12 protein-coding genes and 1 pseudogene are annotated in these 11,674 nt (G+C 74.7%); 10 read left to right on the plus strand and 3 right to left on the minus strand.

Annotated elements, in window-relative coordinates; genetic code table 11:
• Positions 1–27: 27 nt before the first annotated feature.
• Positions 28–294, plus strand: a complete 267-nt coding sequence (locus OG553_RS00740) for a DUF6225 family protein (protein WP_125817431.1) — start codon at positions 28–30, stop codon at positions 292–294.
• 24 nt (positions 295–318) lie between these two features.
• On the opposite strand, the gene OG553_RS00745 is transcribed toward OG553_RS00740, so the two are convergent.
• Positions 319–1,920 carry a TROVE domain-containing protein gene (locus OG553_RS00745; RefSeq protein ID WP_405977041.1) on the minus strand — a complete coding sequence of 534 codons (1,602 nt, stop codon included), beginning with the start codon at positions 1,918–1,920 and terminating at the stop codon, positions 319–321.
• A gap of 290 nt (positions 1,921–2,210) precedes the next feature.
• Here OG553_RS00745 and OG553_RS00750 point away from each other — a divergent pair, with 290 nt between their 5' ends.
• The 5 genes and pseudogenes from OG553_RS00750 (at position 2,211) to OG553_RS00770 (ending at position 6,234) form a co-directional block, all read left to right on the plus strand.
• The gene (locus OG553_RS00750; RefSeq protein ID WP_405977042.1) at positions 2,211–2,693 is read left to right on the plus strand and encodes a DUF2975 domain-containing protein; all 483 of its coding nucleotides are present in this window, start codon (positions 2,211–2,213) and stop codon (positions 2,691–2,693) included.
• The gene (locus OG553_RS00755) at positions 2,693–2,932 is read left to right on the plus strand and encodes a helix-turn-helix domain-containing protein (protein WP_405977043.1); all 240 of its coding nucleotides are present in this window, start codon (positions 2,693–2,695) and stop codon (positions 2,930–2,932) included. Before OG553_RS00750 ends, OG553_RS00755 begins: the two co-directional genes overlap by 1 nt.
• Positions 2,933–3,019: 87 nt before the next feature.
• On the plus strand, positions 3,020–4,591 hold the full coding sequence (locus tag OG553_RS00760; RefSeq protein WP_405977044.1) for a serine/threonine protein kinase: 1,572 nt from the start codon (positions 3,020–3,022) through the stop codon (positions 4,589–4,591).
• 584 nt (positions 4,592–5,175) lie between these two features.
• A complete protein-coding gene (locus tag OG553_RS00765; protein ID WP_405977045.1) occupies positions 5,176–5,682 on the plus strand; it encodes a GNAT family N-acetyltransferase in 507 nt (168 codons plus the stop codon).
• A 76-nt stretch (positions 5,683–5,758) separates the two neighbouring features.
• A pseudogene (locus OG553_RS00770) lies at positions 5,759–6,234 on the plus strand (MarR family transcriptional regulator).
• 9 nt (positions 6,235–6,243) lie between these two features.
• On the opposite strand, the gene OG553_RS00775 reads toward OG553_RS00770, so the two are convergent.
• A complete protein-coding gene (locus tag OG553_RS00775; RefSeq protein ID WP_405977046.1) occupies positions 6,244–7,236 on the minus strand; it encodes an alpha/beta hydrolase family protein in 993 nt (330 codons plus the stop codon).
• A 121-nt stretch (positions 7,237–7,357) separates the two neighbouring features.
• Between OG553_RS00775 and OG553_RS00780 the strand changes: the two genes are divergently transcribed.
• Genes OG553_RS00780 through OG553_RS00795 form a run of 4 tightly spaced genes read left to right on the plus strand, consistent with a single transcriptional unit; the run spans position 7,358 to position 10,758 of the window.
• Positions 7,358–8,302, plus strand: a complete 945-nt coding sequence (locus OG553_RS00780) for a LysR family transcriptional regulator (protein WP_405977047.1) — start codon at positions 7,358–7,360, stop codon at positions 8,300–8,302.
• 54 nt (positions 8,303–8,356) lie between these two features.
• Complete coding sequence (locus OG553_RS00785; RefSeq protein WP_405977048.1) at positions 8,357–9,010, plus strand: TetR/AcrR family transcriptional regulator; 654 nt, start codon at positions 8,357–8,359, stop codon at positions 9,008–9,010.
• A 55-nt stretch (positions 9,011–9,065) separates the two neighbouring features.
• Positions 9,066–10,157, plus strand: coding sequence for a PP2C family protein-serine/threonine phosphatase (locus tag OG553_RS00790; protein WP_405977049.1), 1,092 nt, complete (start codon positions 9,066–9,068; stop codon positions 10,155–10,157).
• Positions 10,158–10,200: 43 nt separating this feature from the next.
• On the plus strand, positions 10,201–10,758 hold the full coding sequence (locus tag OG553_RS00795) for a hypothetical protein (protein ID WP_405977050.1): 558 nt from the start codon (positions 10,201–10,203) through the stop codon (positions 10,756–10,758).
• On the opposite strand, the gene OG553_RS00800 is transcribed toward OG553_RS00795, so the two are convergent.
• On the minus strand, positions 10,710–11,633 hold the full coding sequence (locus tag OG553_RS00800; RefSeq protein WP_405977051.1) for a GNAT family N-acetyltransferase: 924 nt from the start codon (positions 11,631–11,633) through the stop codon (positions 10,710–10,712). The two genes, OG553_RS00795 and OG553_RS00800, sit on opposite strands and share 49 nt — an antisense overlap.
• Between the last annotated feature and the right edge of the window lie 41 nt (positions 11,634–11,674).

An 11,674-nucleotide genomic window follows, 5' to 3' on the forward strand; every position in this document is an offset into this window, starting at 1 on the left:
GGGAGGGGCCGTCACTACCCTCGGCGCATGGCAGACACGTTCGATCACGCTCCCGCGGTCTGGACCGCGAGGCAGCTGCGCTCCGCCCTGGCCGACGTACCTGACGACGCCCCCATCAGCATCGGCGTCGCCGGAACCCCCGGCGACTTCGACGAGTACGACGAGTTCGTGCTCGTGGGCGCCGAACCGGTCGAGGTCGACCCCGGCGACGGCGAGGACCCGGGCACGCCCCAGGTCGAGTTCACCCTCTTCGCCGACGCCAAGGCAGGGCTGTACTACCTGGACATGGAGTGACGCAGGCCCGGTCCGCGGGCCGGGTCAGGCCGGCTCGGTGTGCCACGGCCACGCGGCCCCGCGGCCGGCTTCGATGAGGCCGACCGTCCGGAAGGCGGCGTCCGTGAGACCGCCGAAGGTGTGGCGGTGCGGGCCCCCGGGGCCGTGGGCCGGGTGGTATCCGGCGAGGTTCCACGTGTAGACGGGGACCTCGGCCGGGACCGGTTCCGCAGGCCCTCGGGGGCCGTGGGGAGCCGCCTGCTCGTCGGTGACGATCAGGACCCGGTCGTGGTCCCGGTAGTGGGCGCGCACCGCCTGGGTGGTCTGGGTGCCGCCCAGGCTCTGGAAGCGCTTCAGGACGTCGAGCACGGGCTCGTCCCGGGCGTACGGCACCTGCCTGCTGCTCCAGCCGAACTCCACCAGATCGGCCCGCTCGGCCCGCATGGCCAGCGCCGTGCCGAAAACGGCCGCGGCGTCGGCCCGGGTCAGCTTCGACCGCTCCGAGACGGTGTCCCAGAACATCGAGTCGGAGCGGTCCACCAGGATCAGGGTCCGGCCGGGCAGGGACGGGACGTTGGCCAGGGAGTGGCCCAGTGCCCGTTCGAGCGCGTCCGCCCAGCGCCGCGAGGGCGCGTGCTGGTGCGCGGCCAGGTAGCGGAAGGGGAACTGGCGGGACCGTGCCACCTCGGCTGGGTCCGAGAGCCGTGCGGCGACCCGGGCCGCGAGTTCGTCCCCGACCCCGGCCTCGTCGAAGTTCCTCAGGTTCCGCAGCAGTGCCATCGGGGCCATCGCCGGTATGACGGCCTCCCAGACGGCGGCGTCCATCGGTCCGTGGAGCCAGCCCGCCAGGGCCTCCCACGTCATGCCCGCCGCGGCGAGCCGCTCGGAGCCGCCGGGGCCGGTCACCACCGCACGCCGCTCGTCCGGGGCGGTGCCCATCAGCTCCCGGTGTGCCGTCAGCAGCTGGTCGGAGGGTGGTGGAAGTGCCTGCTCCGGTCGGTGGCGGCGGTCCAGGGCGTACCGGAAGAGCGCGGCCTGCCAGGGTTTCGCCGGGTCGGGCGAGGCGTGGACGAGGTTGAGCACGTCGCCGAAGCGGAAGGCCTTCGACGCGGTGTCGTACTTGAGCAGGGACCGGGAGGTGTACAGCCGGCGCACGGCGTCGGCGATGCCGCGTTTCACCGGCTGCGGCACGTTCCGCCCGTGGGCCGGGATCCAGTGGGCGAGCAGCTCGCCTGGCTCGTCGGCGCGCTGGAGGACCGACTCGATCACGGACCGGTTGGACGGGCCCGCGGTGGCCCCGGCCGCCAGCCGGGCCTTCACGTACGCGGCGGCACCCACCAGGGACGCCGTACGCATGTTGCCCTCGGCGCGGAGCCAGCGCAGCAGGCCGGCGGTCCACTCGGGGTCCTGGACGGCGAGTTCACCGACGAGGCGGGCGTACCGGTCGTCCCGGTCCGCGCCGCTCTCGTAGAAGGTCTGCTGGGAGACGAAGTTGCCGACGGCGAGGAGGAAGAGCTCCTCGCGGGGTTCCCTGACGAAGGTCAGTCCGCCTTCGTAGGTGCGGCGGCGCGCCCCGAAGGGGCGGTGGTGGACCAGTGGCGCGGGCGCGGAGCGGGCAGCGGCGGCGATGTGCGGGGCCACCAGCATCTCGGGCCAGGTCTTGGAGACGCGCGGGGTGTGACGGGGCAGCGAATCCCCCCGGATTCGAAGGAGTGGAAGGAGTGGAAGACCGCGCCCGCAGAGATCGGAAGTGGCGGCGGCGTCACTTTGGTGTCAGAGGAAGTAGCCGCAGCCGGGCGCATCGCGGGCGCGGTCGCGACGCCAAGCTACAAGGGGCCCGGCGCCGTGCACCACCGATTAACGCTGGGTCGTCCCCGCCTTGCCTCGCCTATCGAAATTCGATAGATTCGCGTCGTGATTCGATAGAAGGAGGGGTCATGGGAAAGCTGACGGTGCAGGCCCTGCGCGCGGTGCTCCTGGTGATGCTCGCCGGCACGGTGTTCGTGCAGGCGTTGATGGTGTGGGCGCTGGCCGCGGACCCGGAGGAGGGGACGGCGCTGCCGCTGACCCCGCTCCGCGTGACCGTGATCCTGGGAGCGGTGACGGTCCAGGTCGTCCTCGTCTGCGTGTGGCGGCTGGTGTCGATGGTGCGGCGCGGCACGGTGTTCTCGCACGCCGCGTTCCGGTACGTGGACGCCGTCATCGGCGCGTTCGTGGCGGCCGACCTGCTGGTGTTCGCGGTCTTCCTGCTGGCGCGCCCGCAGATGGAGCCGCCCGGGTTCCTGTTCCTCGGCGGGATCGGCATCGGGCTCATCGGTGTCGCGCTCATCGTGCTGGTGCTGCGGATGCTGCTGGCCCAGGCCGTGGCGCGCGACGCGCAGGCGGCGGACATGCAGGCGGAGCTGGACGAGGTGATCTGATGCCGATCGTCGTCGACATCGACGTGATGCTGGCCAGGCGGAAGATGTCCGTGGGCGAGCTGGCGGAACGCGTCGGGATCACCCCGGCCAACCTCGCCGTGCTCAAGAACGGCCGCGCCAAGGCGGTGCGCTTCTCCACGCTCGCCGCGCTCTGCGAGGTGCTCGCGTGCCAGCCGGGCGACCTGCTGCGCTGGGAAGCGGAGGACGCGGTGGACGAGTCTGCTGCATCCTGGGCCTGAGCCGGACCGGGGGGAGCGGCCGCGGCGGGCCGGCCGGGGCCCGCGGGCCCCGCGGTCCGCGACGGCCTACCTTCCGGGAGGATCCAGGTGAGTTTGAGCGGGCTGCGGGCGGGGGACCCGCAGCGGATCGGCGAGCTGACGCTCGTCGGCCGGCTGGGCGCGGGCGGCATGGGCGTCGTCTACCTGGCACAAGGTCCTGACGGGCGGCTCGTCGCCGTCAAGCGGCTGCGCGAGGAACTCGCCTCGGACGGCGGGTTCCGGGCACGGTTCCGGCGGGAGGCCGCGACGCTGCTGCGCGTCCAGGGCGCCTGCACGGCGAGGGTGCTGGCGGTCGAGGCCGAGGCGGGCACCCCGTACGTCGTCATGGAGTACGTGCAGGGCCCGACGCTGTCGGAGTACGTCGGTGAACACGGCCCGCTGCAGGGCGACATGGCGCGACTGTTCGCCGTCGGGCTCGCCGAGGCGCTCGTGGCGGTCCACCGGGCGGGCATCGTGCACCGCGACCTCAAGCCCGGGAACGTCCTGCTGGCGGAGCAGGGCCCGAAGGTCATCGACTTCGGCATCGCGCAGGCGGCCGACGCGACGGCGCTGACCCGCACGGGGGTCGCCGTCGGCACGGTGGGCTACATGGCGCCGGAGCAGCTGCGCGGGCAGGCCGGCCCCCCTGCCGACGTGTTCGCGTGGGCGCTGACGGTCGCCTACGCCACCACCGGGCGGCCCCCGTTCGGCACGGGACCGGCCGATGCGGTGCTCTACCGGATGCTGCACGAGGAACCCGACCTGGACGGCGTCCCCGCCGGGCTCAGGGCGCTGCTGGCCTCGGCCCTGGCCCGGTCACCCGAGCTGCGTCCCGCTCCCGGGCAGCTGCTCTCCGAGCTCACGGGCGGCGGGGTACCCGCGGCGGAGCTCCCCACCGAGACCGTCGGCACGGTGCTCGCCACGGCGTGGCGGATGCCCGGGGCGGCCCTGCCGCCGGTGCGGGTGCCGAAGTGGCGCATCCCGCGGAACGTCGCCGCGGGGGTGGTGGCGGTGGCGCTCCTCGCCCTGACCGCCGGGATCCTGTGGGCGGTCCTGCCCGGCGACGGCCGTACGACGGCCTCGGGGCCGACCACCCCTCCGAGCCGGGCGCCGGGCACGGCCCCCTACCCGGCCCTGAACACGGCAACGGCGCCCGCCACTTCGGGAACGGGAGGCGCGTCCGCAGCCCCCGGCCCGACGGCGGCCCGGCCTTCGCCGCCGGCGCCGCCTCCGTCGCCGTCGCCGTCGCCGTCTGCGGTGACGGGCTCGATCGCCAACGCCCACAGCGGGCTGTGCGTCGACACCAACGGGCCCCAGCGACCCGGACTGGACGTGGTGCTCCGCGCCTGCGGGAACTTCAGTGGCCAGATCTGGCACTACGACGAGACGGGCGCGCGCCTCACCAACACTCCCAGCGGCCTGTGCCTCGACACGGCCGGGAAGCCCGCGGGCGGGGTCGGAGCCGTGCTCAACACCTGCGGCGCCCACACCGGCCAGCAGTGGCGCTACGACGCCGCCACCGGCCGGTTCGGCAACCCGGCCAGTGGCCTGTGCCTGGACACGAACGGCCCCCCGGCCGTCGACGTCGGCCTGCTGCTCACCCCCTGCGGGCACTTCACCGGCCAGTACTGGCGGGTATGAACGGAGCGGGCCGCCCCACGGGGCGGCTTCGACTCCTTGCTCCCGTGGCGAGAAATGTGCCCATAGTGAGCGCCGCGCGTCCGGCGGATTTGACCAGTTCGCCATCACGCGCGCACCAACCGGCGGTCGGGGGAACAGAGTTGCCGCCATGGGGGACGGGTGCTGCCGCCATGCCGCACAACCGGCTCGCCGGGCGGTGTGGCCCCACCGCACCCCCCGAGCCGCCGTCGCGCACGTCCTGACGGACGACGGGTACGAACGCCCTCCGGGCTCGGAGGCGGCCGTCGTGTGGGAGGACACCCGCCGGATGCTCGACTCCGGGCTGTCCGACGCCACGATCACCTCGCTGTGGCTGGCCGCGACGGACCGGGGCCACGGCATCGACCGGTTGGGCATCGGCGGCCGGGAGTGGCTGGAACAGGTCGTCGAGGTGTGCGAGCAGCACCTGGCCGAGGTGGCACCCGCCTACGTCCCCGTCCTCCCGGCCGTCCGCACGGACGACCGGGAGGCGGTCCTGCGGGAGCTCTGTGCGTCGTCGGGGCTTAATCGGTGGCGTCGTCCGGTGTGGCGGGGAGAATGCGGGCATGCGTATCAGAGCCGTGCGTCCGGACGAGCTGCCGCTGCTCCAGTACATCGAGAGGGCCGCCGGGGAGTGCTTCCGGGACATCGGCATGGCGGAGGTCGCCGACGACGAGCCGCTGCCCCTCGGTGAGCTCGCCCGCTACCGGGACGCCGGGCTGGCCTGGGTCGCGGCCGACGGGGACGACGTGCCGGCCGGCTACCTGATCGCCGACCGGGTCGACGGGAACCTGCACGTGGAACAGGTCTCGGTGCACCCGCGCAGCTCGCGGCGGGGTGTCGGGCGGCTGCTGCTGGAGCGCCTCGCGGACCGTGCCGTGGGTGAGGGGGTGCCCGCCCTGACGCTCACCACGTTCGTCCGGGTGCCGTGGAACGCCCCCTACTACGCGCGCTGCGGGTTCCGGCTCGTCGACGACGAAGACCTCACTCCCGGTCTGCGGCGGATCCGCGAGCTCGAAGCGGCCCATGGGCTGGACCGGTGGCCGCGGGCCTGCATGCGCCGGGCGCTGTGACCTCCCCGGCGGATACCCGGCCGGAGTCCAGCGGATCTCCAGTTGATCCTGAGAGGGCTCGTGCCCGGATCGCCGGATGGGACTGGTCACACCACCGCAGAACTCCGGGGACGAGCTCGCCGGGTACCCCGCCGCCTACTGGACCGGCGTCGCCTACGAGTCGCTCATCGCGTACACCCGGGCCCGGCAGGCCGAGAAGGGCTACCCCAGCCCCAGTTCTGGCTGCTGCGGCACCTGTCCGTGAACGACATCTCGCCCGACGGCGGGGGCATGACCCTGCCCGAGCTGCGCGAGGCCATGGCCTCCTACGTGCGGTCCGAGGACGATCTGGCGGCGGAGGCCGCGGTGCTCGTGGAGCGCGGCCGGCTGCGCGGGGACGACGAGGACCGGCTGTGGCTCACCGAGGAGGGGGAACGGGCCCGCGTCGACCTCTCGCTGAACGGTCCCGCGATCCGCGCCGCCCTCCACGAGGGCATCGAGGAGGCGGACTACGCCACCGCCGTGCGGGTGCTCCGGCAGCTGATCCGCAACGCCGGCGGGACGGCCGACTGACCGGCGGGGTCAGGTGCGCGGGACGGTCAGGGTGCGCGTGAAGTGGTCGGCGAGGCGGGGCAGCCAGTCGGCGCGGACGTTGCCGAGCAGGTGGTCGCCGTGCGGGACGCCGAGGTGGGTGCCGTGCGGTGCCAGGCGGGCCAGGGGCTCGCCGTTCGTGACGCCGGGGATGACGTCCGCCCCTCCGTCGACGGCCAGGAGCGGGGCCGTGATCCGGGGTGCCAGGGCGGAGAGGTCCACGTGCCGTACGAAGGCGCGGGCGGCGTCGGTGCCGCCGGTGCGGCGGGCCAGGACGTCCCTGACCGGCGGGGGCAGTTGCGCCCAGTCGAGGCGGAAGGGCCCGCTGACGGTGGCGACCGCCGCCACCCGTGGCTCCAGCGCCGCCGCGCGGGCGGCGAAGTAGCCGCCCAGGCTGAGGCCGACGAGGCCGACGCGGGTCGCGCCGAGCGCGTCCACGACCCGGCCGACGACCCGTTCGTACTCCGGCTCCAGGGTCGTCGTCGCCGCGAGGACGCCCTGTCCCGGGCCGTCCATCGCGAACACGGCCAGCCCCCTGGCCAGGAGCGCGTTCGCGAGGTCGAGGAACTCCTCCTTGGCGGAGTCCAGTCCGGGGACGACGACCACGGTGGCGGGCGCGTCGTCCGGGCCGCGCAGCCAGCCGGTGAAACCGTCGCCGCTCACCCGGCGCGCGCCGGGCTCCAGCAGGGTGAGGGCGCGGCCCAGGGCCGCGTCCGCGTCGGAGGCGGCACGGGCGGCCTGCGGGTGGGGGGCGAGCGTGGCCAGGTGGAACCACCGGGCCGCCGTCAGCAGGTGCTCGCCCGCGGAGAGGGGCGAGGCCACCCCGTCGGCGCGCGCGAGGTGGGTGTGCGCGGTGCGGACCAGGACCGGGCCCCAGTCGTCGACGGAGGTGAGGGCGGCGGTGACGCGCCGGTACTCGTGGGGGTCGACTCCCGCTCCGGTGGCGCGGGTCCACTGGGCGGCCGCGAACTCGCGGGCGTTCATCGTGCGGTTCCTCCGGTCGGCAGGACGGCTCTGCCGAGGATGCAACACCGGGGGCCGCCCGCTGATCCAACAACCGGCACGCGCGGCCGACAACCGATGGTTGTCGCCTATGGTGAGGGCCATGGATCTTGATGTGGCGCAGGTACGTGCCTTCGTGTGCGCCGCAGAGGAACTGCACTTCGGGCGGGCGGCCGGGATGCTCTCCATCTCCCAGCAGGCGCTGTCCAAGCGGATCGCTCGGCTGGAAGCGCTGCTCGGCACCCGGCTGTTCGAGCGCGGCGGCACCGGTGTCCGGCTCACGGAGGCCGGCGGGCGTTTCCTGGGGCCGGCGCGGCACACCGTGGCGGCCTCCGACGCCGCGGTCGCGGCGGCCGCCGGGACCGGACGGCCGCTGCGGGTGGACGTCTGGGGGCACTTGTACGCGCCGATGCGCACGCTGGCCGAGGTCGCCGCGGGGGCCGGGGAGCTGGTGCCGGGGCACGGCCGTGATCTGCCGTCGGTCGCGGCGGCGCTGCTGGACGGCGCGATCGACGCGGCCTTCGGCCGGGTCCACCCTCCGCTGCACGGCGCGCTGGCGCACCGGCTCATCCGCCTCGAACCCGTGGACGCCGTACTGAGCACGGCGCATCCGCTCGCGTCCGCGGCGGCGCTGCGGCCCGGGGAACTGCGCGGCAGCGTGCTGTGGGCGCCCGGGACACCGGACCGCTTCGACTTCCTCCGGCAGTTCGCCGACCGCTTCGGCATCGCGGAGCGCGCCGGGGGCATCAACCTCGGGCTCGGGCACTTCCTCGCGGAGGTGGCCGGGGACCCCCGGCGGTTCTCGCTCGTGCCCGCCGACGTCCCCCTCCCGGACGTGCCCGGCCTGTGCTCGGTCCCGCTGGTCGAGCCCACGCCGCTGTACGCCTGGTCCCTGCTGTGGCGGACCGGCAACGGGCACCCGGGGCTCGGCCGCCTCACCGCGGCCTGTGCCGCGGAGGCGGGGCGCAGCCGCTGGCTGGAGTACGACCCGGCACGCGACTGGATGCCCGAGCCGCCGGCGGGCGGGACAGGGCCTACATTTCGTTAGGGGCTATAACTCCATGGGGGTGAGGGGCAATAAGGTGCGTGATAGCTTCTCGCCATGGTTACGGCGAGGGCGGAAACGCCGCGGGAGCGCTACCGGGCCCAGGTCCGGGCGGAGATCAAGTCGCACGCCTGGGAGCAGATCGCCTCGGCGGGCGCGTCCGCGCTCTCCCTCAACGCGATCGCCAAGCGGATGGGCATGAGCGGACCGGCCCTCTACCGCTACTTCGCCGGCCGGGACGACCTGATCACCGAGCTCGTCCGCGACGCCCACCGGAGCCTCGCCGACACCCTCCGGGCCGCGGCCGACGCGGGCGCGGACCTGGCCGGGCTCGCGCACGCCCTGCGCGACTGGGCCCTGGCGGACCACCAGCGGTACTTCCTGATCCACGGCACCCCCGTTCCCGGCTACCGCGCGCCCGAGGACACCACCGCCGTCTCCGCGGAGATCATGACCACCCTGCTCGACGCCTGCCCGGCACCCGCCCCGGCCGCACCCGGGGCCCCGTTCACCGCCCACCTGGCTCAGCACCGCGACTGGGCCGGCGGCCATCCCGCTCCGCCCGGGGCCCTCCGCACCTTCCTGGCCTTCTGGACCCGTCTGCACGGCGTCCTGTCCCTGGAGCTCGCCGGCCACTTCGCCCCGATGGGCTTCGACCCCGCCCTGCTGTTCGCCGCCGAGATCGAGGGACTCACGGCCCCCGGGAGCTGACGTTCCCCGGACGCACGGGGCGCTATGCCCTCATTGCGTGGATATCCTGTGAACTGTGATCGAGTCCGGACGGCCGCGGCTCCGTCGGCGCCCCGGCCCGGGAAGGCTTGTGCGGCTGTCGCCGGTCATCCTGACCGTCGTCATCGCCAGCCTGGCGTACACCACTCCGCCGGAGATGGCCTTCAGCCGCCTCCTGCCCGCCGCCCCGGCCCTCGCCGCCGCCATGTGGCCGGTGCTCCCCACGGTCCTGCTCGGCACGGTCTGCCTGCTCCTGATGATCGGCCTCAGCCTCGTCTTCCCCGACCTGGGGACGTGGTGGACGGCCGCCGGGATCATCGCCGTCACCGTCGCCGCCGCGTACGGGAGCCACCTGCGGCTCCAGCGCGAGCGCACCCTCTTCCAGGTGCGGCTGGTCGCCGACGCGGCGCAGCAGGTGGTGCTCAGCCCGATGCCCCGCCGCTTCGGCGACGTCGCGATCGAGTCCCTGTACCTGGCGGCCGCGGCGGAGGCCCGCATCGGCGGGGACTTCTACGAGGTGGCCGACACGCCGTACGGGGTGCGGCTGCTCATCGGTGACGTGCGGGGCAAGGGGCTGCCCGCGGTGGGGGCGGCCGCGGCGATCGTCAACGCCTTCCGGGAGGCGGCGTACGACGAGACCGACATGGTCGCCGTCGCCCGCCGGATGGACGCCAGCAGCACCCGCTACAACGCCGCCTTCCCCGCCGACGGAGCGACGGAGCGCTTCGCCACCGCCCTGCTCGTCCAGATCCCGCACGAGGGCGGGCACATCGACATCCTCAACTGCGGACATCCCCCGCCACTGCTCCTGAACCGCGGGGAACTGCGCGTCCTCGAACCCGCCGCCCCCTCGCCGCTGCTCAGCCTCGCCGAGCTGATCGGCGACCACTACAGCGTCGACAGCTTCGAGTTCGCCCCCGGGGACCTGCTGCTCCTCTACACCGACGGGATCGCCGAGGCCCGCTCCCGCGACGGCGAGTTCTTCCCGCTGACGTCCTGGATGCGCCGGCAGCCCCCGACCCCGCCCCGCGAACTGCTCACGGCGCTCCACCGCGACCTCCTCCACTACAGCAGGGGCCGCCTCGACGACGACGTCGCCGCCCTCGCCGTCCGCCTGTGCGACCCGTGAGGGTCCCTGCCCGCGCGGCCGCCGGTCCCGCTACCCTGCCGACATGGTGTCCCCCTCCCCTCCCGGTCGTACCCGCCGCCTCCTCCTGGCGGTGGCCGCCGCCGGGCTCGTCACGGCGGGCGGCCTCTGGCTGTACCAGGACCTGGCGCGGCGGGGCGACTTCACCTCGGACCCGCGTCCCTGCTCGCTCGTGACCGCGCAGACGGCCCGGCTGGTGGCGGGGCCGGCGCAGGGGGTGGAGGCCGGGTCGGCCTGCGTCTGGGCGGGCCCCGGGCCGGGCCGTGACCCGCAGCCGGTCCTGGAGGTGCGGGTGACCCGGCTGGGGACCCGGGAGGCGTGGGAGGACTTCCGGCGCGTCAAGGAGCAGTCGGAGGGGAAGACCGGCCCGATGACGGCGGAGCTGACGGACTTCGGCGACGAGGCGTTCTCCCGCATCCGGAACTCCGACGGCCCCAGGGTGACGAGCGAGGTCTGGTTCCGCCGGGGCAACGTGGTGGTCGCGGTCCGGTACGCACCCGCCGACGGCGGTCTCGACCCCTCCCAGGCGGGCGCCTACGAGGTGGCCACGGAGGCGGCGGCCCGGCTCGGCAAGGGGAACTGACGTCCGGGCGGGGACGGTGCCGGGCGGGCGTAGGAGTGGAGGGTGTCCACCTCCCTGAACCCGGCCGACCGGTAGAGGGCCGTGGCCGCGGTCCGGTCGTCATCGCCGCCCCGGCCGGTGTTCGTCTCGACGTAGAGGACGGCCTCGCGGGCGCCGTGGGTGCTCAGGGCGTCCAGTGCCGAACCCAGCAGCGACCGGCCGAGCCCCCGGCGGCGTGACGGCTGCCGGACGCCGATCCACCACAGCACTCCGGTGCCTTCGACGGGCAGGCCGATCACGGCCTCGGCCTCGGCGGCCGCTTCGCCCCGGCGGACTTCCAGACGGCGGGCGTGGCTGTCGCCGGGCTCCGGGACGGTGCGTACGCGTGCGGCGCGGGGCAGCTGCGGCGCGGGCAGGTCGATCAGGAGGTACCGCCACTGGGGCGCGCCGTGGAACCCGGCCCGTTCCAGGGCCGCGTGGGTGACCTTCCGGTGCGCCCGTGGCAGCGCCTCGAGTCCCCGGGTGAGGGCGGTCGCCAGCTGGAAGGCCTCGACGGGGCGCGGGCCGAGCGCGGTGAGCGCCCCGCCGAGGAGGGCGTCGGCGACGCGCGGGTCCTCCCGGCAGTGCAGCCAGAGGATCAGGGCCGTGCCGTCCTTCGGCCGCAGGGCCCAGGAGACGACGCCCAGCACGGTGCCGTCGGCGCCGGCCGCCACGTGGGTGGCGGGCGGGTCGAGTTCCGCCCACCAGCCGCCGTCGACGGGCGAGCGGCCCGCGAGCGCCTCGTGGAGCATCTCGGGTGTCGCCGAAGGCTGGCCGGGGAGGCGGTCGGCGTTCACCAGGGAGAGGACGGCGTCGGCGTCTGCCGGGGCGTAGGGGCGCAGTGCGGGGTGTGTCACGGGGGCGGAGGGCACGGTGACGACTGTGGCAAGTGCCGCCG

The sequence above is a fragment of the Streptomyces sp. NBC_00158 genome, from assembly GCF_045160885.1.
Lineage (GTDB): Bacteria > Actinomycetota > Actinomycetes > Streptomycetales > Streptomycetaceae > Streptomyces.